A 25488-nucleotide genomic window follows, 5' to 3' on the forward strand; every position below is an offset into this window, starting at 1 on the left:
GGGGGCCGCCCCGCCGGCCAGGCCCACGCGCCCCCCCCGGGGGGGCCGGGCGGCGGCGGCCGCTCGGACGGCTTGGCCGCCGGCCCCGCGGCCCGCGCCCCGGGGGGGGGGGGGGCGGGCGCCGCCGCACCGGGCGGAACCGGGTCAGGACACGTCAGTACACGTAGGGGACGAACTTCGCCGTCCGTGACGCGTACTCCTGGAAGGCCTCGCCGTAGCGCTCGGCGAGGTACTTGTCGAGCATGGGGATGTTCAGGAAGACGAACATGCAGACCATGATCAGCGGGATGGCGAACGCCCACGGTGTACCGGTCACCAGCGCGAATCCCGAGAAGAGCACGGCGTCACCGAAGTAGTTGATGTGCATCGAGTGCTTGAACAGGCCCTCGGTGTAGAGCTTGCCCTTGTTCTCCGGGCGCTTCTTCCAGAGCTTGCGCTGGTACTCCGATCCCGTGTTCAGGTAGGACCCCAGAAGGTACAGCGCGACGCCCAGCCAGGTGAACACGCTCACACCCGCCTCGTTGGTGCCGCCGAAGTAGGCCATCGTGCCGTGGATCACCAGGACCCAGATCCCGACGGTGGCCGCCTCCGACCACTCCATCTTGCGCTGGAGCATCACGAAGGTCGTCGCGATGAAGCGCAGCAGGTAGAGGGCCGACAACGCCGCCAGCAGGACCCGGCGCAGGGTCGCCGCCTCGTCGAAATCGGTGCCGAACCAGTCCGCCACGGTGTCGGCGCCGCCGAAGAGGAACCACACCGCGCCGGCCACGGCGACGGTGTTGAACGTGGTCACCAGGGCCTTGGGGCCGGTCGACGGGTCGTATCCGCCGTACATCTCTCACTCTCGCTCTCTCTTGTCCGTCCCCCGTCTTCGGGTCTACGGGCGCGCGGCGGCGTCCTCCTTGGGCTTCGCGCCGCGCCGTCCCCCGCCGGTCCCCCGGCCGGGGGCCGTGGCGCGGGCCGGCGTGCCGGTGTACCCCGTCCCGTCCACCGACGGGGCGGGTGCCGACGCCGGTGACGGGGCCGGTTCAGCGGCGGACGCGTCCGCGATGAGCTTGGCGCGCATCGAGAGGTACTTGGCGTTCATCTCGTCGACGGGGATGAACTTGTTGACGCCGCCGGCGCTGACCTTCGGCTCCTGGTGTTCCATGATGCGGACGTCCTGGGGGTCCTGCACCCACTTCTCCATGTAGAGGGACGCCCACGGCAGCAGACGCCGCAGCGGTTCGAGCCGCAGGACCGGCTTGACCTGCTCGTACTCGTACCAGCGCAGGATGTGTTCGGTGTGGTGGTCGTCGATCGGCACCAGCCAGGAGGTGGTCTCGAACTGCTCGGTCTGCACGTGCACCATGCACGGGAAGGTGAACGTGATGACGTAGTGGGTGGTGTTGGCGGGGTCGTCCTCCTGGCAGTGGTCGAAGGAGTAGCGGATCGTCTGCCCCTCCGTCTCCACCCGGTGGTTGGTGATCCGGGTGGCGGCGAGGTAGCGCTCGCGGCCGTCGAGGCCGAGCTTGCCGGGCGTGCCGTAGAGGAGGAGGTAGTCGATGTAGTTGAACCAGTGGTCCCGGTGGACGTAGGTCACGTGGTAGAACTCGAGCAGGCTCTCGATGTAACGGGTGTAGTGCACCGGACGGGTCCAGCGCTTGGTGGCGTACAGCTTCTGGTTGTCCGTCACCTCGGGCGGCGCCTGGATCTGCGGCAGGTCGGCGGCGGGCCGCTCGTCGCCCCACCACATCCACACCAGTCCGAACCGTTCGCGGACCGGGTGGGTGGGGACGCGCAGCGAGCCGGGGATGCGGGCGTCAGCGCCCATGGCCGGTATCACCCGGCAGGCACCGTCGGCTCCGTAGCGGAAGCCGTGGTACGGGCATTCGAGGGTGTTGCCCTTCATCCGGCCGTCGCCGAGGTTGGCGCCCTTGTGCGGGCAGCGGGCGCCCTGGCAGACGAGGTTGCCGTCGAGGTCGCGCCAGAGCACGAGCTCCTGGCCCATGCGGCGCACACCGAGCGGTTTGTCGTTGCGTACCTCCTTCGCCTCGACGATGGGATACCACTGGTTGGGGATCATCGGGTCGTCTCCCGTCTGGGTGGAACCCGCCCCCGTGCGGGGGCGGTCGCGGTCCGTCGCGGAGGTGCCGTTGTTCAGCTGCCGGCGGCTGCGGACGTGCTTCCTACGGCTTCGGCCGGGCTCCCGGCGGCTTCGGCGGCACCGTCCGCTTTCTCGGCGGCGTCGTCCGCTTTCTCGACGACCTCGACCGTGCCCGCGTCGCCGTCCACCACGATCAGGTCACCGGTGCCGACGCGCTGTGTGGCGTGCTTGGTGTTCACCACCGACGGCACGTGGAACTCGCGGGCCACGATCGAACTGTGCGAGAGCATCGACCCGATGTCGGTGACGACCCCGCCGGCGATGGCGAACAGCGGCGTCCAGGAGGCGTCCGTGTACCGGGTCACGAGGATCTCCCCGGCCTGGAACTCGTCGGCCTGCCACACGAGGTCCTCGACGATGCGGGCGCGGCCCACGATCCGGCCCGGGCTGGCGGCCAGTCCGTCCAGTCGGGCGCCGTCGGCGGCCGGCCGGGCCGAGGCGGTGATGTCGTGCACGCCGACGAAGGTCAACGGCGGTTCCGGCAGCCGCTTGTTGTGCTCGTGCAGCCGGCGGGCCGCGTCGACGCGGGCCCGGTCGAAGACGTGGACGGCCTCCTCGTCGCCGGCGAGGTAGCGGCGTACGTCCTCGAAGTCCAGGTACGCGATCTCGCCCGCGGAGTGCAGCACTCCGTCGGCCACCAGGCGACGGCCGACCTCGTAGACCACGTTCCGCACCAGCCAGATGGACGTGATCATGGACATCCGGGTGGTCTCCCGCAGCTCGCTGCACAGGGCGTAGAGGGAGATGACGGTGTCCAGGACCTGGCGCTTGGGCATCGGCAGGCGGTTCAGGACCTCGCGGGAGTCGTCGGACCAGCCGCTGCTGCGCCGCAGGATGTCGTCGATGGAGAAGCCGTCGGCGACGTAGCGCCGGATCATCTGGAAGATGTACGACGGGTCGTCGATCCACCGGGGGTGGGTGATCTCCATCTCCTGGTGGCCGCGGGTCCCGTTCGCGCGCAGGAACGGTTCCATGTGCCGGTCCCAGAAGATCCGTCCGTCGGGGTCGTCGCGCAGCAGCCGGGCGACGGACTCCAGCGGCTCCTCCGTGATGATCTTCAGGACGGCCGGGCTGTTCTTGGCGGCCTGCGCCACCGCCCAGACCTCCTTGGCGGACTCGACGGTCCGCAGGCTGGACATGTCGGTCTTGACGCGGTTCTGCAGGTTGTCACCGTCGCTGCCCAGCCAGCGCGCGCACAGTTCGGTGAGCAGTCCGTAGAACCCGAACGCGTTGATGTAGTACGGCATGTAGCCGACGTGCATGTCGTGGAACCAGCCGAGGTCGCGGTGGAGTTCACCGTGCAGTTCGCGCCTGCTCATCCGGGTGAGGTCCAGTCCCCTGGCCCGGTCGAACTCGTAGAGCCGGGCGTCGACCATCTGCTCGGAGCGGGACTTCATCCGCGTCATCTCACGGGCCGTGTGCTGAAGCCAGTGGACGATGGACAGCAGGTCCTCCATGCCCCCGGGGAAGGTGCCGAACGGGTTCTCGTAGCCGGCGAGGTCGACCTCCTCGCTGACGAAGCGGGCGGTGAAGTGGCGCTGGTCGCGGGTGGGCAGGCACTGGGCCAGCAGGTAGGAGCTGTAGGAGATGTTGAGGTAGACGTGCCCCTGGTAGAAGCCCATGTGCAGGTCCGCCTCGCCGGTGTCGCGCACGCCGAGGGCGCCCGCGCAGTCGGTGTGGACGTGCCGCTGGTAGTAGCGGGCGAAGCTCAGGCCGAGCGGGGTCATCAGACCGACGAAGATCTCCCCGATGTCCATGCGCGACCACAGGGTGCCGTCCAGGATCCGCTCCGGCTGCGGGGCGACGTACGGGCTGCGCGCGCCGGACGGGGCCGCGGGGGCGACGGGGCGGGTGGTGATGGGCCGGGTCTGGAACAGGTGGAAGGCCCCGTCCCGCAGGCCCCACTCGATGTCCTGCTCGCTGCCGTAGAGCTCCCGGATGCGGATGGCGAGACCGCCGAGCTCGCGCAGCTGCTCGTGGGTGAGGCAGGGGACGTTGCGGGCCGCGGCGTCGACCTTCGTCATGCCGATGCGGCCGGGCTCCAGCGGTGCGCACTTGGTGACCTTGTAGCGGACCCGTTCCTCGACGACCTCCAGGTTCTCGTCGTCGACGACGAAGAAGTCGCTGGAGACACGCCCGGAGACCAGTCCTTCGCCCAGGCCCTGGCAGGCCTCCACGACGAGGCGGTGGGGGCGGGCGTTGACCGGGTCGACGGTGAACATCACGCCGCTGACGTCGGTGTGGATCATCTCCTGGACGATCACGGCGATGGAGCCGGGAGCGTCCGTGTCGCGGTACACGGTGGCGCGGTCGGACCACAGGGACGCCCAGCACCGCAGGACCGCGTCCAGCACGTCCTCGTCTCCGGACACGTCGAGGACCGTGTCGTGCTGGCCGGCGAAGGACTGCGCCGCCGAGTCCTCCCGCAGCGCGGAGGACCGCACCGCCACCCGGGGGCGGCCCAGGATGCCGTAGGCGTCGAGGACCGCGTCCGCGACGGGGGCGGGCATCCGGGTGGAGAGGATGCGTTCGCGCACCGTGCCGGGGTCCGCGCCGGGCAGCTCGGCGGCGATCCCGGTCTCCTGGAGGTAGGCGTCGAAGAGGGCGGTGGTCAGGCAGAACGCGGGCGGGACGGGCAGTTCGGCGGCGGCGAGTTCGGCGAGGCGGGTGGCCTTGCCGCCCAGTTCTCCGCGGCGGGCGACGGCCGGTCCGCCCGCGCCGAGGGTGACGACACAGGCGGCGTGTCCGGTGGGTTCCCTGCCGGGGCCCCTGGCGGGGGCCGTGGCCGGGTCCTTGGCGGGGTCCGTGGCCGGGTCCTTGGCGGGGTCCGTGGCGGGGTCCTTGGCGGGGTCCGTGGCCGGGTCCTTGGCGGGGTCCGTGGCGGGGTCCGTTGCGGGGTTGGCGGTCGTCGAGTCGCTGACGTGCGTGTCCATGGCGGGTGTCTCCTCGGCGGTCAGGCGTGCGCGACGCGCTTGCTGGTGCCCGTGAAGGCGTGGAACTGCTCGCCCGGGACGATCCGGGTGGCCTGGACGTCGCCGAACCCGGCCTGGCGGAGCTGGTCCACCAGCTCGTCGGCCCGCGGCAGCGGGCCGCCGAAGTCGGCGTAGGTGAACCAGAGGTTGAGCGCCTCCAGGCCGATGTTGCCGCCCTTGCAGGAGGTGGTGAGCAGGAGCCTGCCCCCGGGCGCCAGCAGGTCGTGGGCGCGCCGCAGGGCGGCCACCCGCTCGTCCTCGGGGAAGTAGTAGATGTTGTTGTGCAGGGTCACCAGGTCGAACTGCGGCTGAGCGTCGAGCGTGCGCAGGTCGGCCCGCCGGGTCTCGACCCGGTCGGTCAGCCCCCACTCGGCCATGTTCGCCGCGGCGCTGTCGGCCACGTCCTGCTGGAGGTCCACGGCGAGCGCCGACAGACGGGGGTTGAGCGCGGCGGCGTAGCGGACGTAGGCGCCGCTGCCGCAGCCGACCTCCAGCAGCCGCACGGGCGTGTCCCGGTCCAGGGTGCGGTCGATGGCCTCCTCGACCAGCGGCCGGACCACCCGGGTGGAACGGGCGATGACCAGACCGTCCTGGTCGTCGAGGGCGAAGCGGCGGCCCTCGCGCAGCATCCGGGGCCCGTTCAGCAGCGCGGGCACGTGGAAGCGCAGGACCTCCTCCAGCGCGGCGGCGATCGCGTCGTTGCCGGCCTGTGCGAGCGCCTTGGCGGGCAGGCTGCGCAGCTTGTAGCAGCCCTCGCGCCGGCCGAGGTCGCCGAGGCGGATGCCCATGTCCAGCCACTCCCTCAGACGCGGCCGGTCCTCCTCGGCGACGCCGAGCCGTTCCGCCAGCGACTCCAGGTCGCAAGGGCGTACGGCGAGGGCGCCGAGCACGCCGGAACTCGCCGCCGAGGCGAGGAACGCGGCCCGGTACACGGGTTCGACGAAGCCCTTGGACAGGGCCAGGAGCAGCGGCATGTGCGGGTTGCCGAGAACCTTGGTCACGGTGCGCAGGTCGGTCAGCGGCGCCTCGACGCGGCTGCCGACGCTTTTGGCCAGGCTCAGAATGTCCATGTTGCTTCCCTTGCTGCCTTCCTGTGCGGTGTGGTGCCTGAAGCGTCGAGTTCGGTGCCCAGATGGGCCAGCAGCCGGCCGCGGGACGGGCCGCCGTTCAGGAAGAAGTGGTTGCCCGTCAGATGGCGGCGCAGGAACGAGCCGGTCGTGTAGGGCCGCCAGGCCTCGACCATCTGCGGCGTGGCGATGGGGTCCGCGGTGGCGGAGAACGCGGTCGTCGGGCAGTCCAGCGGCGGCCGGGGGCGCCAGCCGTAGCGTTCGCAGGCCCGCAGGTCTGCGCGGAGCACCGGGAGCCGGCGCTCGAAGTACGCGGAGCCGACGGTGTCCTGGTCGCCGAATCCGCCCAGGTCCCGGATCACCTCGCGCAGCGCGGCGTCGGGCAGGGCGTGGTCGGCGCGGTCGCCGTACAGGTGCGGGGCCCGGCTGCCGGATACGAACAGGTGGCGGGGCGGCGGGAGTCCGCGCCGGCGCAGCGCGCAGGCCACCTCGTAGGCGAGCAGGGCACCCATGCTGTGGCCGAACAGCGCGTAGTCGTGGGCCAACCGGTGCTCGTCCAGAGCGTCCGCCACCGCTTCGGCGAGCGGTTCCATGGTGTCGTACGGGGTTTCGCGCAGCCGCAGTCCGCGGCCGGGCAGCTGCACGGGTACGACGGCGACGCCGTCGCCCAGGTGCTGCTGCCAGTCCCGGAACGCGGAGACCGTACCCCCGGCGTAGGGGAAGCAGACCAGGCGCAGCGGGGCGGTCGCCGGGTCGGGTGGCGCAGCCGCCGGGCCGGTGACCGGCCGGGGGAACCAGGCCGCCCGTGGGGGGAGCAGGTCAGCGGGCGACATGGGCGCGCCCCTCGGGTGAGTCGAGCCAGGCGACGGTGCGCCGCATGCCTTCGTGGAAGTCGACCTCGCCCTTGAAGCCGAGTTCCTCCTGCGCGCGCCCGATCGGGTAGGACTGGTCGCGGTCGAAGAGGTGCACGGCGTGCCGGGTCAGGACGGGCCGGGAGTCGATGCGCAGGGCACCCCACAGCTTCTCGGAGGCGGTGGCCACGGCGGTGGCGACGGGCGTGGGCAGGCTCAGCCACGGGGCCTTCACGCCCATGCCCTCGGCGAGTGCCTCGACGTACTCGCGCCAGGTGGTGTCGTGCGGATCGCGCAGGTTGTAGACCCTGCCGGCGGTGTGCTCGCCGGTCGCGGCGGCGATGATGCCGTCCACCGCGTTGGCGACGTAGAGCAGCCCGGCGGGCACCCGGCCGCCCCGGATGTAGACCATCTGCTTGCCCAGCAGCAGGTTCGCGATCTCGATCACGAAGTCCTTGCTGCCGGGGCCGTAGACGGAGACCGGGCGGATCACGGTGACCGGCAGGCCCGTTCGCTCGGCGGCCGCCCACACGGCCCGCTCGCCGAGCACCTTGCTGCGGTTGTAGGGCAGGCCGATGTCGCGCGGGGCGGTGGACTCGTCGCAGGGCCGCTTCGGGTAGCCGTAGACGTCGGTGGTGCTGAGGTGGACGAGGCGCTCCACCGTGCCGGCCGCGTGGGCGGCCTCGACGAGGTTCTTGGCACCGTCCACGTTGGCGGCCCGGAACCGGTCCCAGGGGCCCCAGTCGGCGGAGAGTCCGGCGCAGTTGTAGACGTGGCGGACTCCGGTGGTGGCGCGGCGCAGGCTGTCGGCGTCCCCGAGGTCGCCGAGCGCGACCTGGGCCGCGGCGCCGGCGAAGGCGGCGCGGTCGCTCGCGGTGCGCACCAGGACGCGGACGCGGTGCCCGCGCTCGGCCAGGCGGTGCACCAGGTGACCGCCGATGAAGCCGCTGGCGCCGGTGACCAGGATGTCGGGGGCCGTGGCGGGCGGGTTGTCCGGGCTGAGTGAGGACATGATCACACCAGGAGGTCGAGGGAGCGTTCGAGGTCTGCTTCGCTGTGGTCCGCGTTGATGAAGAAGCGGAGCCGGCACTGGTCGCGTGGGACGGCGGGGTAGCCGATCGGCATGACGTTGACGCCCCGCTCCAGCAGCGAGTTGGAGAGCGCCATCGTCTTCTCCCAGTCGCCGGTGATCACGGGGATCACCGCGGAGAGGCGGGAGACGCCGACGTCCAGACCGCGGGCGCGGGCGCCGGCACGGAAGAACTCGGCCAGTTCCTGCACCCGCGTCACCCGCTCGGGCTCGTCCTGGACGACGCGCAGCGCCTCCAGCGCGGCGGCGGCGTTCGCCGGGGAGATGCCCGTGGAGAAGATGTGCAGCGGCGCGGTGAACTTGAGGTACTCGATGATCGGGCGGCGGGCCGCGATGTAGCCGCCGAGGCTGCCCAGCGCCTTGCTGAGGGTGCCCATCCACAGGTCGACGTCGGCCGGGTCGGTGCCGTAGTGCTCGCCCACGCCGCGGCCGGTGCGGCCCAGGACGCCGATGGAGTGCGCCTCGTCGATCATGAGCATGGCGCCGTACCGCTTCTTGACCTCGATGAAGCGCGGCAGGTCGGGGATGTCGCCGTCCTGGCTGTAGGCACCCTCGATGACGACGAGCGCCCGCCGGTGCGAGGCCCGGGCGTCGGCCAGGATGCGGTCCAGGGCGGCCCAGTCGTTGTGCGGGAAGGACCGGCGCCGGGCGCCCGAGAGGATGCAGCCGCGCACGGTGCTGTCGTGGATCCACGCGTCGTGCACGACCAGGTCCTCCGGGCCGAACAGGTGCCCGACGGTGGCGACGTTCGTGGCGTGGCCGCCGGCGAACACGATGGCCGCCTCGGCACCGACGAACCGGGCCAGCTCGGCTTCGAGTTCGTGGTGCAGCGGGGTCTCGCCGAACAGGAGGGGGGTGGCGGAGGCCGAGGTGCCGTAGCGGTCGACGGCGTCCTTGGCGGCCTGGCGCACCCGGGGGTGGTGGGAGAGCGCGAGGTAGTTGAAGGCCGCGAAGTTGACGACCTTGGTGCCGTCGACGGTGGCGAGCGCGGAGTTGAAGCCCTCGTGGGTGCGTCCGTAGGGGTTCGAGCCGCTGGCCTCGGTCTGCCGGAGCCGGCCCTGGAGTTCGGCGTACTCCGCCCAGTCCTCGAAGGTGTGCTCCTGGCGGACGGGAGCGGTGGGCGCCGGAGCGGCATCGGGGGCGGGAGCGGAGGCGGGGGCGGGAGCGGCCTGGACCGGGGCGGGCGGGGGCGGGAAGGCCTGCGGCGGCAAGGGCTGGGGGACGAAGGCCTGCGGCGGGAGGGGCTGGGGGACGAAGTAGCCGTACGCGGTGACGCCGTGCGGCGGGAAGGCGTAGGCGTACGGGGGCGGGTACGGCACGCCGGGCTGCGGGACCGGGGCGGGGACGGCGTAGCCGTGGGCCGCGGGCGGGAAGGTGCCGTACTGCGGGATCCGGCCCTGCGGTGCCGGTACGGGCGGTACCGGCGGGACGGCCGCGGGGTGGGCCGGTGGCGCGCCGGCGTCGTCGCCGTCGGAGAGCCGGCTGATGAGTTCCTGCACCGTGGGGTCCTCCGGCAGGTCCTGGAGTGTGTGGACGCGTTGGGGGAAGCGGGCGGCGAGACGGCGGTGGAGGTCGGTCCGCATCAGCGAGTCGAACCCCAGGTCGAGCCCCAGCCGGGCGTGTACCGGCAGGTCGGCCTCGGGGAATCCGCAGACGCGGGCGACGCTGTCGAGCACGGTGCGGGGGACCTCGCCCGCCGGGTGCGGCAGGGCGGTGTCCGCCACCGGTGGCTGCGACGGCATGGGATCGCCTTCCTGGTCGGGAGAGGGAGCGGGGAACCGGTAGGTCCGGCGTTCGAAGGGCGTGTGCGGCAGCGGCACCCGGGCGGGCGGGTGCTCACCGTCCAGGGCGGCCCAGTCCACGGTTCCGCCGGCGCACTGGTACGCGCCCAGCGACCGGAGCAGCGTGCGCCGGTCCGGCGCGCCGCGGCGCAGCGAAGGCAGCCACAGCGGCGGGCGCCCGTCGTGCTCCGGGCCGTCGGCGACGCCGGACCGGCCGAGGTTCAGCAGGGTGGGATGCGGGCCGATCTCGACGAACGCGTCGCAGCCCAGTGGGTCGCGCAGCCGGCCGAAGCCGTCGGCGAAGCGCACGGTGCCGAGCAGGTGCCGGACCCAGTACTCGGCGTCCACCCGCTCCACCGGCTCGCCGGTGACGTCGGAGATCCAGGGGACGCGCGGTGCGTGGAACTCGACAGCGCGCGCGGCCTCCAGCAGCGGCTCGGCGGCACCGGCCATCAACGGCGAGTGGAAGGCGTGCGACACCGCGAGCTGCCGCACGGTGACGTCCTCGCGCTCCAGGTCCGCGCGCAGCTGTGCGAGCTGGTCCGCGGCGCCGGAGAGCACGAGGTGGCGGGCGGTGTTGACCGCGGCGAGGGCCACCTGTTCGTAGCCGGCCGCGATGCCCAGCACCGTCTCCGGATCACCGAGACAGGCGATCATGGCGCCGTCGCCGGGCTGTTCCTCCATGGCACGCCCGCGGGCGACCGCCAGCGTGAGGGCGTCCTCCAGTGACAGCACCCCCGCGACGCACGCTGCGGAGAGGGCGCCGACGCTGTGCCCGAGCACCGCGGCGGGGCGTACTCCGCAACTCGTCCACAGGTCGGCGAGGGCGACTTCGAGAGCCACGAGAGCGGGCTGGCAGTACCGGGTACGGCCCAGGCGCTCGGCGTGCTCCGGGTCGAACAGCAGGTCCGGCAGCGGGGGTTCGCCCGGACCGCGCAGCACCGCGTCGGCCCGCCGCAGCGTGCGGGCGAACCCGGGGTGCGCGTCGTACAGTTCGCGGCCCATGCCGGAGTACTGCGTGCCCTGGCCGCCGAAGAGGAAGGCGACGGTGGGCGCGGTGCCGTCCGCGGGCCCGCCGCGCGCCACGTCGAGGGCGGGTTCACGCCGGATCAACGCGTCCAGTGCGAGGTCCAGTTCGTCCCTGGTGCCTGCGGTCAGGACCGCCCGGTGCGGCAGCCGGGAGCGGCCGGTGTTGGCGGAGCGGCACAGGGCGGCGAGGGGGACTTCGGGGTGGGCCGCGAGGTGGGTGCGGTACTCGCCGGCCAGCGTGGCCAGGGCGGTCTCGGTGTGCGCGGACAGGGACAGGGCGTGCACCGTGCCCGGGCCGCCGGACTCGGCGGTGGCCGGGCGCCCGGGCGGGGACTCGACGATCACGTGGGCGTTGGTGCCGCCGAATCCGAAGGAACTCACCCCCGCGCGGACCGTCCCCTCCGCGGGGAGGGCACGGCGGGAGGTGGGCACGGCGAGGCCCGAACCCGTCCAGTCCAGGTGCCGGTTGGGGGTGGTCAGGTGCAGCAGCGGCGGGACCTCCCGCTGCCGCACCACGAGTACCGCCTTGATCAGCCCGGCGATGCCGGCCGCCGCCTCCAGATGGCCGATCCCGGTCTTCACGGAGCCGACCAGGCAGGGCGCGTCGGCGGGACGGCCACGACCGTAGAGGCCGGCCAGGGCCTCCCATTCGATGGGGTCGCCGAGGGCCGTGCCGGTGCCGTGCGCCTCGACGTAGTGGATCTGTCCGGGTTCGGTTCCGGCCCGGGCCAGTGCCCCGGCCATCACGGAACGCTGCGCCGTGGCGCGGGGGGCGGTCAGCCCGTTGGCCCGGCCGCCGTGGCCGAGTGCGGACCCGGTGAGCACGGCGTGCACGCGGTCGCCGTCGGCCAGCGCGTCGGACAGCGGTTTGAGGCACACCAGACCCGCGCCCTCGCCGCGGACGTAGCCGTCGGCGGCGTCGTCGAAGGTGCGGCAGCGTCCGCCGGGGCCGAGCATGCCGCCCCGGGCGAGCGCCACCGAGAGCCCGGGCGTCAGCATCAGGTTGACGCCGCCCGCGAGGGCGACGCGGCACTCGCCGTCGCGCAGACTGCGCAGCGCCGTGTGCACGGCGGCGAGCGAGGACGAGCAGGCGGTGTCGACGGCGAGGCTGGGCCCGTTCAGGTCGAAGAAGTACGAGAGCCGGCCGGCCGCGACGGACTGGGCGTTGCCGGTCGCCGAGTACATGTCGACGACGTCGGGGTACGGCATCTGGAGGTCGGCGTAGTCGTGGCCGCTGACCCCGACGAAGACGCCCGTGTCCGAGCCCGCCAGGGAGGAGGGGGCGATGCCCGCGTCCTCGAAGGCCTGCCAGGCGACCTCCAGGAGCAGCCGCTGCTGCGGGTCCATGCGCTCGGCCTCGCGGGCGGAGATGCCGAAGAAGCGGGCGTCGAAGTCGTACACGTGGTCAAGGAATCCGCCCGGCCGGCCCTCGGGTCCGGCGGCGTCGCCCTGCCGGTCGGCGGGAGCCTCGCCCACGGCGTCCCGGCCGTCCCTCAGCAGCCGCCAGTAGCTGTCGGCGTCGGGAGCGCCGGGAAACCGGCAGCCGATGCCGACGACGGCGACCGGCTCGTCCGCGGGGCGGTGCGGATGCGGGACGCCGTCGGGGTCCGGTCGGCTGCCCCGACGGGTGCCCGTGCGGGGGCCCGTGCCGCCGGCCGCCGCTCGGGCCGACGCGGGCGCGGCGGCCGGACCGGGGTCCGTGACGTGGGCCGCCAGGGCCTCGACCGTCGGCCGGTCGTAGACGGTGGCCGGCGTCACCGGGGTGCCGAGCCAGTCGCCGAACCGGGCGGCGAGGGCCACCGCCTGCTTGGAGTCCAGGCCCAGCGAGGTGAAGGGCGCCGTCGTGTCGATCACCGACGGGCGCAGGCCCAGCCGGGTGGCGACGGCATGCCGCAACCAGGCCACGGCCTCCGCCCGCGTGCGCGCCCGGGCAGGGCCGGTCCCGGCGAGCGCCGTCCGGCACAGGTCGGCCAGGGCGCCGGGGCTGTCCGGCTCGGGGCGCGACAGGAGATCACCGACGTCGACGACCACGCCGGCGCCCTCCGCCAGCAGCCGTACGGCCGTCAGCAGCCGCGGGTAGCGCGGTGTCCCCTCGGTGGCCTCCGCCGCGACGCGGGCGAGGGCGTCGGCGACGAGGGCGTCCGCACCGGCGCCCCGGTCGGCCGCAGGAGTGTCCGGGGGCGTGCCGTCCTGGACGACGCTCGCGGCCACCACCGGAAGTTCGAGGTCGAGCAGTCGCCGGCGGCACGCCCCGCGCTGGATCTTGCCGCTGGTGGTGCGCGGCACCGAGGAGCGCCTGAGCAGCACCACCGTGTGCGGTGTCACCTGGTGCTCGTCGGCGATGGCGGTGCGCAGGCGGGCCAGCAGCGTGTGCGGGTCGGCGGCCCCGGGCCCGCCGATCTCGTAGGCCAGCGCCAGCTGTTCGCCGTCCGCGGTGGGGATGCCGAACGCGGCGCCGTACCCGGCGCGCAGGCCCGCGCCGACGCGCTCGGCCGTCTGCTCCACGTCCTGCGGGTGGATGTTGCGGCCCTGGACGATGATCACGTCCTTGGTCCTGCCGACGACGTAGAGCTGGCCGTCGTGGCGGAACCCGACGTCCCCGGTGCGCAGCCACGCGCTTCCGGGCTCTGCGTCGATCCGGGTGCCGAAGACCTCCGCACCGGCCTCCGGGTGCCCCCAGTAGCCGCGGGCGACGCCGGGTCCGGCCACCCGGATCTCGGCGACGGTGCCGTCGGGGACCCGGCGGCCGGTGGCGGCGTCGACCAGCGCGACCTCGACGTCGGCGACGGGCGCTCCACAGCCCACGACGCGGGTGGTCCGTACGCTGCCGGGGTCCGCGGGCCGCGCGGTGCCCGCCTCCAGCGCCGCCGCGTCGAACGACTCCACCACCGGGGCCTCGGCCGGTCCGGTGCCGGTGACCATGAGCGTCGCCTCGGCGAGGCCGTAGCAGGGCAGCAGCGCGGTGCGGTCGAAGCCGGCCGGGGCGAAGTACTCGGCGAACCGGTCCAGGGTGTCGGGGCGGATCGGCTCCGCCCCGTTCAGGGCGAGGCGCCAGCGGCTCAGGTCGAGGCCGTCCCGCTGTCCGGGGGTGATCCGGCGCAGGCACTGCTCGAAACCGAAGTTCGGCGCGACGCTGGTGGAGGCGCCCGTGCGGGAGAGGGTCTCCAGCCACAGCAGCGGGCGCTGCACGAAGGTCATCGGTGCCATGAGGTGCGCGGGGAAGCCGCCGTACACCGGGGTGAGGATGCCGCCGATGAGGCCCATGTCGTGGTACGGCGGAAGCCAGGACACCATGCCGGAGCCGGCGTCGTGCCCGAGCCTGAGATGGATCGAACGCAGGTTGCGCACCAGGTTGCCGTGCTCGACCATCACTCCCTTGGGTGCGGCGGTCGAGCCGGAGGTGTACTGGAGGAAGGCCAGGGAGTCCGCCGCGAGGCCGGGGTCCGCCCAGGCTGCCGTGGAATCACCGGTGTGGAGGTCCTCGGTCACCAGCCACCGCACGCCGTCGAGCGCGGTGCCGACGTGTTGCGTGCCGCGGGCGGCCACGGCCTCGCGGACCTGGCGGGTGGTGAGTGCGTGAGTGGCTGCGGAGTCCCGGGCGATGGCGGCGAGCCGGGGTACGGTCTGGCCGAACCGGGCGTTGTCCGGCGGGTAGGCGGGGACGGCCACGGCACCGGCGTACAGGCAGCCGAAGAACGCGGCGAGGTAGTCGAGACCCGGCGGGTGCAGCAGCAGGACCGGGCCCTGCCCCACCCGCTCGCGCCGCAGGTGTGCGGCCACCTCCCGGGCGCGCAGGTCGAGTTCGCGGTAGGTCCAGGCGACGGAGGTTCCGTCGCTGTCGGTCAGGAAGCGGTGGGCGAGGGCGTCCGGCGTGTGCTCCGCCCGGTGCCGCAGCAGGGCGGTGACGGTCTCCGGTTCGGGTCCCTGCCAGTGCTCGCGTATCGGCTCTGTCGGCCCCTGACTCACGTTCTTCTCCATGGATTGCCGGGCCACTTATCGGGCCGTGCCGAGCGGCGCCGTCGCGCGGGGGGCGGCGTCGAGGCCGAGTCGGCGGTAGTCGGTCTTGCCGTTGCCGTTGAGCGGCATCCGGTCCAGGCGGACGGCGCCGTGCGGCACCATGTAGGTCGGCAGATGCCGTGCGCAGTGCTGCTTGAGCTCCACCAGACCGATCCGGTCGGCGCCCTCGCGCAGGGTGTAGTAGAGCCGCAGACGTGCCTTGGGACCGGAGCCGTCGACCAGGACGGCGGCTTCCGCGATGCCGGGGTGGCGCAGTGCCGCGGCCTCGATCTCACCCAGCTCGACCCGGTAGCCGGACAGCTTCACCATCCGGTCCTTGCGCCCGCGGTAGACGAGCCGGCCGTCCTCCTCGTAGCTGACCAGGTCGCCGGTGGGGTGCACGCCCCCGCAGTGCGCGGCGGAGACGGGGTCCTCGGAGCGCCGCCAGTAGCCGGGGGTCACGCACACGCCCGCCACGTGGAGTTCGCCGAGGGCACCGGGTTCCCGGACGGTGCGTCCGGCGTCGTCCACGACGGTGGCCTCGGCGCCGGGGATCGGCAGACCGATGGGCACCGGAGTGGCGCGGTGCAGGTCCTCCGGGCGCACGCGGTGGTAGGTGCAGACGTTGGTCTCGGTGGGTCCGTAGAGGTTGTAGAGCGGGGTGCCGGCGGGCAGCAGTGCGCCGAGCGCGCGCAGGTGCGGGACGGGGAAGACCTCACCGGCGAAGAGGACGTAGCGCAGGCTCGCGGTGTGCTCGGGGGTGAGCGCCGCCGAGGTGGTCAGCAGGTGCAGGACCGAGGGGACGGAGTACCAGACGGTGACCCGGTGCCGGCGGATGCCCTCGGCCAGGGCGGTCACGTCCTTGGTCTGCGCGTCGGGGACGACCCACACCGCGGCGCCGCAGGACAGCGCGGTGAAGAGGTCGAAGGTGCTCAGGTCGAAGTTGAAGGACGCGTGGTTGGCGAACACGTCGTCGGGGCCGACGTCCAGCTCGGTGCGGGCCCAGGCCACGAAGTTGGCCAGGCCGCCGTGCGAGACCTGCACCCCTTTGGGTGTGCCGGTGGACCCCGAGGTGTAGAGGATGGCGGCGAGATCGCCGGAAGTGAGGGAGGGGAGCAGGGTGACCCGCCCGGCGCGGCCCTTCTCCCAGGTCTCCCAGCGGGCGACCGGTGTGCCGCCCACGGCGTCGGGCAGTCCGTCGCCGACGGCCACGACCGTGGTGACGGAGGCGGGCAGGGCGTCGTCCCCGAGCAGGGCGGCGTGGTGCGCGTCGGTGAACAGGACGACGGGTTCGGCGTCCGCGAGGATGGTCCGCACTCTGCTCACCGGCTGGCCGCCGTCCAGGGGGACGTAGGCGCACCCGGACTCCAGCGCGGCGACGATCGCCTCGGCGTAGCGCGGCTGCTTGTCCATCCAGACGGCGACCCGGTCGCCGACGCGCGCCCCCAGGCTGAGCAGATGGGCGGCCACGGCCTCGACCCGGGCCGCGAACTCCCCGTACGTCAGGGGGTCGGAGCCGACGAAGGCGGGCCGGGCCGCGTGCCGCGCGGATGCGTTCTGTGGCAGGCGGATCACGGAGGGAGTGGCGGCGCTCATGGTGTAGGCCCTTCTCCTTGGCGTGCGTGGCTTGCTCGGGGTCCGGGCCCCGGCTCGGCGGGGAGGGGGCCTGCCGAGCCGGGGGCCGGACGTGTGGGGCGGGGAAGAGACGGGTGAAGGGCTACGGGGTGGCCGGCAGCACGCCGGTCTCGCGGGCGGCGTCGACGAAGATCTCGGCGGCCAGTTCCAGGTCCTGCGCGGTGTGTTCGCAGGTGACGCTCACCCTCAGCCGGGCGTCACCGAGGGGGACGCCGGGGTAGACCACGGTCTGGCAGAACAGGCCGCGGGCGCGTACGGCTCGGCCCATCTCCATCGCCCGGCGTTCGTCGCCGATGACGACGGGCAGGATCGCGCTCCGGGAGTGCTCCAGGTCGAACCCGGCCTCCAGCAGCCGGTCCCGCAGCGTGCCGATGTTGGTCCACAGCCGCTTCAGGCGTTCGGGTTCGGACTCGATGACGTCGAGGGAGGCGATCAGCCCGGCGGCGACCCCGGCGGGGATGTTCGCGGCGAAGACGTAGGAGTTGGAGTAGTAGCGCAGGTACTCGACGACCTCCTCCTCGCCGACCACGAATCCGCCCATGCCGGCGAGGGTCTTGCTCATCGTGCCCAGCTCCAGGTCGACCTCGCCCTTGAGGCCGAAGTGCTCGGCCGTGCCGGAGCCGCGTACGCCGAGAACGCCGGTGGCGTGGGCGTCGTCGATCATCACGCGGGCGTCGTACGCCTTGGCCAGCCGGACGATCTCGGGCAGGTCGCACACGTCGCCGTGCATGCTGAAGACCCCGTCCGCCACGACGAGCCTGCCGCCGGTGCCCTCCTCGGCGCTGCGGCTGAGGATGCGCTCCAGGTCGGCCATGTCGTTGTGCCGGTAGATCTTGCGGACGGCGCCGGAGAGCCGGGCTCCGTCGACGATGCTCATGTGGTTGAGGCGGTCGACGACGAGGGTGTCGTAGCTCTTGACGAGCGCCGAGATGGCGCCGAGGTTCGCCGAGTAGCCGCCGGGATAGACGATGCAGGCGGGCCGCTGCTTGAAGGCCGCCAGCCGTCGCTCCAGTTCCTTGTGGAGCATGTTGGTGCCCCCGATGAACCGGGAGCCGGTGTGGGTGGCGCCGTAGGTGCGAGTGGCGTCGCAGACGGCCTCGATGACGCTGGGGTGGTTGGCGAGACCGAGGTAGTTGTTGGAGGCGAACATGAGGAACTCGCGTTTGCGGCCCTCCAGTTCGTCGAAGATGACGGCCCGGTTGCCGCACTGCGAGTGCAGCGGCATGCCGTACCAGTACAGGCGGTCCTGCTCGCGGGAGCGCAGATATCCGGCGAAGCTGCGGGTCTTGGCGAACAGGTCGGGGTCGCGCTGCTCGGTGAAGTCCTTCATGGACCGGTCGTCCCAGTCGTCCCGGGCGGGATTGGGCGGCGTCTCCGGGCGGCCGGGTTCCGGCACCGTGCCCGCGTCCCGGGCGGCCGCGCCGGCGGTCCTCAGCGCGTCGGCCAGGGCCCGCAGGGTCGTGGCGCCTGCGGTGTCCGGGGCGGGCTCGGTGAGGCCGAGCCGCTCGGCGGCCTCGGCGACGACGGAGGCCAGGACGACCGAGTCGACGCCCAGGTCGCCCTCCAGGTCGGCGTCGAGGGCGAGTTGGTGCCGCTGGTACTGGGTCTGGCGCATGGCGGCGGCGACGACGGCCTCGGTGACGGGGTCGCCGGGCCCGTCCCCGTCGGCCGGCGTCGTCGAGGCGGGCCGGTCGTCGCCCGCGTCGGCCAGCGCGGCGCGCACGGCGTCGACCAGTTCGGCGATGGTCGCCAGGCCCGTGGGCAGGGCGGTGGACAGGGCGAAGCGCTCACGGACCGAGACCAGGACGGACTCCATGATGACGGAGTCGATGCCGAGATCGGCCTCGAAGTGGCTCTCCGGCCGCAGGTGGCTCTCGTCGTAGAGGGTGCGGGCGGCGATGACGTCCACGACGCGGTCGTGGACCGGCGCGGTGTCCGGGTGCGCGTTCACGGAGTACGTCATGCCGCGCTGCCCCCCTCGTTCTGCCGGAGGCGGTCGACCAGGGCGCAGATCGCGTCGACGGACCTGAAGTTCTGCAGGGTGACCTCCGGCAGGGGCACCGTGACGCGGAACTCGCTCTGCAGGTAGTGGACGAGGTCGAAGATGGCGGCGGAGTCGATGATGTTGAGTTCCGCGATGGGGGTGTCCGGCTCCAGGCCTTCGGCGTCGCCGCCCATCCAGGCGTCGGCGATGTAGTCGGTGATCAGTTTCCGAGGAGTCATGGTCGTCCTTGGTTCATCGGTCGTCTGCACGCACTCCGGCAGGGCCCGGGCGGCCGCCCTCAGACCGGATCGATGGCGGGCCAGGTCAGGGCGGCGGCACCCCAGGTGAGGCCGCCGCCGAACGCGGTGAGCAGCACCCGGTCGCCGGGCCGGAGGGTGCCCCGGGTGTGCGCGTGGTCGAGCGCGAGGGGGATGGAGGCGGCGGCGGTGTTGCCCACCTCGGCGATGTTGCTGACGCTGCGCTCACGGGGAACGCCGATTTCGTCGGCCAGCCGTGCGGTGATGCGGTGGTTGGCCTGGTGACTGACCAGCCAGTCGACGTCCTCCACCCGCCAGCCCGCCTGGTCGAGCACGCTCCCCGCACACTCGCCCATGCGCTGGACGGCGAGCCAGAAGACCCTCTTGCCCTGCATGGTGAAGTAGCGGTCGGCGAGGTCGGGCGGTGCCGTCCCGCCCGGCCGCGGAGGACCGCCGGCCGGCACGGTGATCAGGTCCGCGCCGTGGCCGTCGCTGCCCAGCCGCAGCGGGCCGAGGGCGCCGCTCTCGTCGGGGTCTCCGCCGCGCAGGACGACGGCACCCGCACCGTCGCCGAAGATCACCGCGGTGGACCGGTCCTCCGGGTTGAGGATGCGGGAGAACGTCTCCGCGCCGATGACGAGGACCCGTTCCGCGGCACCGGAGGCGATCAGACCGGAGGCCGTGGCGAGTCCGTAGAGGAACCCGGAGCACACCGCGGACACGTCGAACGCCGTGACGGGACCGGCCCCCAGCCGGGCCGCCACCGTGGGCGCGGTCGCCGGGCAGGGCCGGTCCGGGGTGGTGGTGGCCACGATGACCGCGTCGATCGCGTCCGCGGTGAGGCGCGCGGACTTCAGCGCCCGCTCGGCCGCGCCCACCGCCAGGTCGGAGGTGTTCGTGCCCTCCTCGGCGACATAGCGCTGGGCGATGCCCGTACGGGCCCGGATCCAGGCGTCCGAGGTGTCCATGGTCCGTTCCAGCTCGCCGTTGGTGACGCACCGGGACGGAAGAAAACCGCCTATGCCGGCTACCACGGACGCCCGCGTCACCGGGCACCGCCCACGGAGCGACTCCGGTGTGCGGCCTGCCGGCACGTGTGGCGGCGGAGACGGGAAACCACGTGTGTGCTCCTCGCGTGATGGACGGTTTGCCGACCGACGGGTGCGGGGAGTAACCCGGGCACCCCGGCCGTCCCGAGTCTGGCCGGGGCCCCTGACCGGGCGCTGACGGCTGACTGACCGCGGCTCCCGCCCGGCCGGAGCCCCGCCCGGGAGTCAGCGAGCCGTCAGCGAGCCGTCAGCGCACCGCCCCAGACTTGCCGCAGCGTCGCATCGCCGCCGCACCCGCCCCGGCACCGTGCCGCCGACGGGCCAGCGCGGCGGTCGGCGACCGATCCACCCAGGAAAGGCGGACCACACTGATGAGCACCACCTACGACAAGCTCGTTGATCTGCTGGTCGACGGTTTCGCGGTGGACCGCGCGGCGATCCGTCCGGACGTGACCTTCGAAGAGCTGGAGATGGACTCGCTGTTCCTCGTGGAACTGCTTCTCGTCATCCAGTCCGAGTTCGGCGTGAAGATCAGCGACGACGCGGCGGTCCCGACGGACACCGTCGCCCACGCGGTGGCCCTGATAGACAACGAGACGGCGGCCGCGGCGTCATGACCGACCGCTCCCTGGCCGTGACCGGGCTCGGTCTGGTGACCGCGGCCGGCATAGGCGTCGACGCCACCTGGAAGGGGGTGTTGCGCGGGGAGTCCGCGGGCGCCAAGGACGACCGGCTCGCGGGGCTGCCCGTGGACATCGCCTGCGCGGTGCCCGGCCTGGAACCGGCGCGCCACGTGGGCCGGCGCAGCGCCCTGATCCACGACCGCTTCGTGCAGCTGGCGATCGTCGCCGCCCGGGAGGCCGTGGCCGACGCCGGGCTGGATCCGCTGACCTGGGACGGCGCCCGGGTGGGCGTGGTCGTCGGCTGCGGACTGGGCGGCGTGTCGACGTGGGAGGCCCAGCACCGGCGGCTGCTGGACCGCGGACCCGAGGCGGTGTCCGCGCTGCTGGTGCCGATGCTGGTGCCCAACATGGCGGCCGGGCACCTGGCGATGGACCTGCGCGCGCTGGGCCCGAACCTGGTGACGGCGACCGCGTGTGCCTCGGGCGGCACCGCCCTCGGCACCGCGGCCCGGCTGCTGAGCGACGGAACGTGCGACGTCGTCGTGGCCGGTGGCAGCGAGGCCGGGGTCAGCCCGCTGATGGTCACGGGTTTCGCACAGATGGGCGCGCTGTCCCGGCGCGTCGAGGACCCGTCGGCGGCCTCCAGGCCCTTCGACGCCGACCGGGACGGCTTCGTGATCGGTGAGGGCAGCGGGATGCTCGTCCTGGAGCGGGTGGCGGACGCCGAGGCGCGCGGCGCCACGGTCCACGCCCGGCTCGTGGGCCACGGCGCGTCGGCGGACGCCCACCACGTCACCGCACCCGACCCCGAGGGCGCCGGCGCGCTGCGGGCGATGGAGGCGGCCCTCGCCCGGGCGGGGATCGGCGGCGGCGACATCGACCACGTGAACGCGCACGGCACCTCGACCCCGCTCAACGACGCGGTCGAGGCCGCGGTGCTGCGCCGGCTGCTGGGCGACGGGGCGACCGTCACCTCGGCCAAGGGCGTCCTCGGGCACACGCTGGGCGCGGCGGGCGCCATCGAGGCGGCGCTGACCGTGCTGTGCGTCGAGCGGTCCACCGTCCCCCCGACCGCGAACCTGCGGCGGCGGGACCCGGCCGTCGACCTGGACGTGGTCACCGGCGCTCCCAGGGAGCAGAAGGTGGAGCTGGCGATGAGCAACTCCTTCGGCTTCGGCGGGCAGAACGCGGTCCTGGTCTTCGCCTCGCCCTGACACCCCCGGCCGACGGCCGTACGCGTGCCGCCTCCTCCCCCTGTCACGAGCGCACCCGTTCGCGGCACCCTCGTCAACCTCCGGAAGTAGCTGTCCCGTGACCGGACGAAACCTGATCCTCCAGCGCGTCGTCGGCGCCCTGTACATCCTCGCGGGGATAGGCAAGTTCTTCCCGCGGCTCGAGTCGGTGGAAGGACGCCTCACCGACGCCTCGGAAGCCAACCGTGGCACCGTGATCTCCGGCCCGGTCGACTGGCTGGACCGTCACCCCACCGGCGTGATGTGGTTCGTCGCCACCGTGATGGTCGCGGCGGGCCTGGCCCTGCTGTGGAACCGCCGGGGGCTCGTGATCGCCGCCCTCTACGGTCAGTTGCTGATGCTGGTGCTGTTCGTGGTGATCCTCGTGAGCAGCGTCCCCGAGATCCTGGTGATGGACGCCGCGTTCTTCGCCGCCGCCCTCTACCTCCTGTACCGGTACCACTCGTCGGCGGACGCCACGGTCGCCGCCTCGACGGGTTCGACCCCGGAAGCCGGTGACCTGCCGTGACCTTCGCCATTCCCGCCGACGCCATTGACACCCTCGAGGACGAGGTCACGCGGGCGCTGCGGACCACCGACGACCGGGCCATCACCATCCTCGGCTACGGGGAGGTGACCCTGGTCCTGCTGCTGGAGACCGACTCGGGCGCGTTCGCGTGCAAGCGTCTGCCGGTCTTCCCCTCCCGGGAGCGGCTGGACCGGCACTCCGCACTGGTCGACGACTACATCACGCGGCTCGACAAGGGCGGCGTCGAGGTCGCCGAGACCCGCATGTGGCACCGGCCGCTGCCGGGCGGCCGGTCCGTCGCGTACTGCGTCCAGGAGGCGCTGCCCGCGGACCGGTTGTGCTCCCGGCTGCTGCGCACGGCCGGCGACGCCTGGTGCGAGGGGTTCTTCGAACGGTTCCTGGACCGCGTCGAGGCGGCCGTCACCCCTCGTCTGGGGTTGGACGGACAGGCCTCCAACTGGATCGACGTCGACGGTGAGCTGGTCTACCTGGACGTGACCACCCCGCTGATGCGCGACGGACACGAGCGGGAACTGCTCGACGTGCCGCTGTTCTTCACCTCGCTGCCGTGGCTGGTGCGGGACGTGGTGCGGATGGCGATGACGAAATCCATCTTCGACAAGTTCTACTCGCCGCGCGGGGTGGTCCTGGACTTCCTCGGCAATCTGCACAAGGAGCGGCTGGATCATCTGATCCCCCGCTTCGTCGAGCAGGCCGGAGCCCGCCTGGACCAGCCGCTCGGCACCGAGGAGATCGCGGCCTACTACCGTGACGACGCCCGGATGTGGGAGCTCATCCAGCGGCTGCGCAGGGCGGACCGCTTCGTCCACAACAAGGTCCTGCGCCGCCCCTACCCGTTCCTGCTCCCGCACCGTGTCGCGCGTTGAGGCCGCCGCACGGCCCGCGACTCCCCCGGCGGCACCGCCGGGGGGCGCCCTCGCGGACCGGGGTGTGGGTCTCGCGGACCGGGTGGTGGGCCTCGCGGACCAGGTGGTGCTGGACGCGGCCCGCCCGCTGCGCGTCACGCACCTGAGGCCGGCGTCGCGACGGCTCACCCTCGCCGTGGTGTCCGTCGGCTGGCTGCGCGGGCGGAGCCCACAGGCCCTCGCCGCACTGAGGGCGCGGTATCTGACGTCCTTCGAGACCGAGCGGGCCGCGGCGCTGCGCGCCCCCCGTCGGCGCCAGGAGTGGCTGGCCGGCCGGCTCGCCCTCAAGCACGCCGTCAGCGCTCACGGCGCCCGGCACTGGGGCCTGGTCCGGGAGCCCGGTGCCATCGAGGTGCACACCGTGGCCGGGGGCATCCAGGCCGGCAGGCCGGTGGTGGACGCGCCGGTCGAGGTGGGTCTGACGCATTCGGGGGACTTCGCCCTCGCCGTGTGCGGACCGCACGCGATCGGCGTCGATCTGGAGCACGACCGGCCCATGCCGCCGACGCTCGCCAGGCTGCTCGACCTGGAATGCGACCCTCGCGCGCCGTCACCGGACGCCCGGCGGCTGGCGGCGATGCCGCCGACGCTGCGCTGGACGTGCAAGGAGGCCGTACTCAAGTACTACGGCTTCGGACTGCGGGTGGACGCCGGCGAGGTCGCGCTGACCGGCTGGCTGCCGGACGGGCGCTTCGTCTGGCGGCCCGGCGGCGGGCTGCTGCGCCACGCCCCCGCCGCCGAGACGCGGCGGCCGACGGGGTGGGCCGGTGCGGTCCACGGCCACTACCTGGCCCTCGTGGAGCGGTGAGCCCGCCCGGCCGCGGAGGTGGCCGGGCAGGCGACCGCGAAGACGGGACAGTGAAGAGGGGATCGTGAAGACGGGACCGTGAAGAGGGGACCGTGAAGAGGGGACCGTGAAGAGGGGACCGTGAAGAGGGGATCGTGCACGTGAAGAGGAGATCGTCATGACGGTCCGCAGGACGGACGGCATCCGCGGGACGGACGGCACGGCCGCGCAGGCTTCCACCTTCGCTCAGGTGCTCGACGCGGCGGCGGGGCCGGCCGCGCTGAGTCCCTCCTCGCACAACTGCCAGCCGTGGGGCCTCGGCCGGGCCACGTCCGCCCGGGCACGCCGGGCCGCGGCAGACCTCACCGGCGAGGACGCGGAGGAGTACCTGGTCCTCGCCCTGGACCGCGGGCGGGAACTGACGGCGCTGGCCGCACATGCCGTGGAGATGGTGGTCAGCTGCGGGATCTACTGGCGGCTGCTGCTCCGCGGACTGGCGGCCCAGGGCTGGACGGCCGCCGCGGTCCGCGTCCTGGAGGGCGACGACGGCGCCGGGCCGGACGCCGCCTCCCGGCTCGGCGCCGGATGGCCGGCGGCGTGGACACCGCTGTGCGTGGTGGCGCTGCGCCCCGGGCCGCCGTCCGGGGAACACCTGGGAGACCTCCACGACACAGCGCTCGCCCGGCGCACCCACCGCGGGCCCTACCGGCCCGAGCCGTTGGCTCCCGGACTGCTGCGCGACCTGGAGGAACCCGGCACCCCTGAGGCGGACGGAGGCCCGATCCATCTCCGCCACCTGACCGAGCCGCGGGAACTGCGTACGTTCGCGGCGTTCGTGGCCCGGCACGGAGGGCGTGACTTCGGGCATCGGGCCGCCTGGCGGGAGACCCACTCCTTCGTGCGCCGGGACGCCGCTGAAGCGGCCGCGCGGGGAGACGGGTTCACGCTCGACCAGCTTTTCGGGCGGTTGTCCCGGCCGCGTCGGGCGGCGATGCGCTGCGCGCTGGCGCCGGCGACGATGAACCTGCTGGGCCGGGTCGGCTACCACCGGGTGCTGGCCGCCGGGCTCGCCGACATCGTGCGCCGCACTCCGGCCGTGGTGACCATGGGTTTCGCCGGACAGGCGACCGGACGCGCCGACCTGCTGCGGGGCGGGGCGCGGCTGGCCGACTACTGGTGGCGGGCGACCCGGTACGGACTGTCCCTGCACCCCATCAGCATCGTCATCCAGCACGACGACCTGCGAGATCGCCTGGAGCGGGAACTGTCCCTGTCCGGCCGCACCTTCTTCGTGAGCCGGGTCGGGGTGGCCGGCCCTTCCGCGCCGCACTCCCACCGGCGCGACGACGCCGCCACGCACGTGGTGATCTGACGCGGACAGCACAGCACCAGCGGCATTCGCAAGATTCCCGACAGGATCTTCGTGAAGGCGAAACCGCTTCCTATCGTGCCCTGGCACCGGTATCGGAAGCCACCCTCCAAGTACGCACAGGCGTGCTAAGTTTGGCCGCATGACGCATATCGGGGGAATCAC

17 protein-coding genes are annotated in these 25488 nt (G+C 73.2%); 6 read left to right on the forward strand and 11 right to left on the reverse strand.

Annotated elements, in window-relative coordinates:
• Positions 1 to 154: 154 nt before the first annotated feature.
• The 11 genes from ACGFYH_RS22320 to ACGFYH_RS22370 form a co-directional block, all read right to left on the reverse strand.
• Positions 155 to 835, reverse strand: coding sequence for a DUF1295 domain-containing protein (locus ACGFYH_RS22320; protein WP_393804905.1), 681 nt, complete (start codon positions 833 to 835; stop codon positions 155 to 157).
• Between the two features lie 42 nt (positions 836 to 877).
• The gene (locus ACGFYH_RS22325) at positions 878 to 2065 is read right to left on the reverse strand and encodes a Rieske 2Fe-2S domain-containing protein (RefSeq protein ID WP_393804906.1); all 1188 of its coding nucleotides are present in this window, start codon (positions 2063 to 2065) and stop codon (positions 878 to 880) included.
• 74 nt (positions 2066 to 2139) lie between these two features.
• A complete protein-coding gene (locus ACGFYH_RS22330; protein WP_393804907.1) occupies positions 2140 to 5079 on the reverse strand; it encodes a PEP/pyruvate-binding domain-containing protein in 2940 nt (979 codons plus the stop codon).
• A 20-nt stretch (positions 5080 to 5099) separates the two neighbouring features.
• Positions 5100 to 6188 (reverse strand): methyltransferase, encoded by a 1089-nt coding sequence (locus tag ACGFYH_RS22335; RefSeq protein WP_393804908.1) that lies wholly within the window; start codon positions 6186 to 6188, stop codon positions 5100 to 5102.
• Entirely contained in the window at positions 6176 to 7018 is an 843-nt protein-coding gene (locus ACGFYH_RS22340) for a thioesterase II family protein (RefSeq protein WP_393804909.1), read from the reverse strand. Before ACGFYH_RS22340 ends, ACGFYH_RS22335 begins: the two co-directional genes overlap by 13 nt.
• The gene (locus tag ACGFYH_RS22345) at positions 7005 to 8048 is read right to left on the reverse strand and encodes an NAD-dependent epimerase/dehydratase family protein (protein ID WP_393804910.1); all 1044 of its coding nucleotides are present in this window, start codon (positions 8046 to 8048) and stop codon (positions 7005 to 7007) included. The genes ACGFYH_RS22340 and ACGFYH_RS22345 overlap by 14 nt, the downstream gene beginning before the upstream one ends.
• A 2-nt stretch (positions 8049 to 8050) precedes the next feature.
• Complete coding sequence (locus ACGFYH_RS22350) at positions 8051 to 14902, reverse strand: aminotransferase class I/II-fold pyridoxal phosphate-dependent enzyme (protein ID WP_393804911.1); 6852 nt, start codon at positions 14900 to 14902, stop codon at positions 8051 to 8053.
• A gap of 27 nt (positions 14903 to 14929) precedes the next feature.
• Entirely contained in the window at positions 14930 to 16528 is a 1599-nt protein-coding gene (gene redM, locus ACGFYH_RS22355) for an L-proline--[L-prolyl-carrier protein] ligase RedM (protein WP_393804912.1), read from the reverse strand.
• Between the two features lie 121 nt (positions 16529 to 16649).
• Entirely contained in the window at positions 16650 to 18530 is a 1881-nt protein-coding gene (locus ACGFYH_RS22360; protein WP_393804913.1) for an aminotransferase class I/II-fold pyridoxal phosphate-dependent enzyme, read from the reverse strand.
• Positions 18527 to 18790 (reverse strand): acyl carrier protein, encoded by a 264-nt coding sequence (locus ACGFYH_RS22365; RefSeq protein ID WP_393804914.1) that lies wholly within the window; start codon positions 18788 to 18790, stop codon positions 18527 to 18529. The genes ACGFYH_RS22360 and ACGFYH_RS22365 overlap by 4 nt, the downstream gene beginning before the upstream one ends.
• A gap of 59 nt (positions 18791 to 18849) precedes the next feature.
• On the reverse strand, positions 18850 to 19857 hold the full coding sequence (locus tag ACGFYH_RS22370; RefSeq protein WP_393804915.1) for a beta-ketoacyl-ACP synthase III: 1008 nt from the start codon (positions 19855 to 19857) through the stop codon (positions 18850 to 18852).
• A gap of 371 nt (positions 19858 to 20228) precedes the next feature.
• Here ACGFYH_RS22370 and ACGFYH_RS22375 point away from each other — a divergent pair, with 371 nt between their 5' ends.
• From ACGFYH_RS22375 to ACGFYH_RS22400, 6 genes are all read left to right on the forward strand, one after another.
• Positions 20229 to 20474, forward strand: a complete 246-nt coding sequence (locus ACGFYH_RS22375; protein WP_393804916.1) for a phosphopantetheine-binding protein — start codon at positions 20229 to 20231, stop codon at positions 20472 to 20474.
• Positions 20471 to 21694 carry a beta-ketoacyl-[acyl-carrier-protein] synthase family protein gene (locus ACGFYH_RS22380; RefSeq protein WP_393804917.1) on the forward strand — a complete coding sequence of 408 codons (1224 nt, stop codon included), beginning with the start codon at positions 20471 to 20473 and terminating at the stop codon, positions 21692 to 21694. The genes ACGFYH_RS22375 and ACGFYH_RS22380 overlap by 4 nt, the downstream gene beginning before the upstream one ends.
• A gap of 97 nt (positions 21695 to 21791) precedes the next feature.
• The gene (locus tag ACGFYH_RS22385; protein ID WP_393804918.1) at positions 21792 to 22241 is read left to right on the forward strand and encodes a DUF6041 domain-containing protein; all 450 of its coding nucleotides are present in this window, start codon (positions 21792 to 21794) and stop codon (positions 22239 to 22241) included.
• Positions 22238 to 23128 (forward strand): DUF6206 family protein, encoded by an 891-nt coding sequence (locus ACGFYH_RS22390; protein ID WP_393804919.1) that lies wholly within the window; start codon positions 22238 to 22240, stop codon positions 23126 to 23128. The genes ACGFYH_RS22385 and ACGFYH_RS22390 overlap by 4 nt, the downstream gene beginning before the upstream one ends.
• 64 nt (positions 23129 to 23192) lie before the next feature.
• Positions 23193 to 23975 carry a 4'-phosphopantetheinyl transferase family protein gene (locus ACGFYH_RS22395; protein ID WP_393804920.1) on the forward strand — a complete coding sequence of 261 codons (783 nt, stop codon included), beginning with the start codon at positions 23193 to 23195 and terminating at the stop codon, positions 23973 to 23975.
• Positions 23976 to 24132: 157 nt separating this feature from the next.
• Positions 24133 to 25326 carry a RedV protein gene (locus ACGFYH_RS22400; protein WP_393804921.1) on the forward strand — a complete coding sequence of 398 codons (1194 nt, stop codon included), beginning with the start codon at positions 24133 to 24135 and terminating at the stop codon, positions 25324 to 25326.
• The last annotated feature ends 162 nt before the right edge of the window (positions 25327 to 25488 follow it).

The sequence above is a fragment of the Streptomyces sp. NPDC048392 genome (assembly GCF_043200575.1).
In the GTDB taxonomy this organism is placed as follows: domain Bacteria; phylum Actinomycetota; class Actinomycetes; order Streptomycetales; family Streptomycetaceae; genus Streptomyces.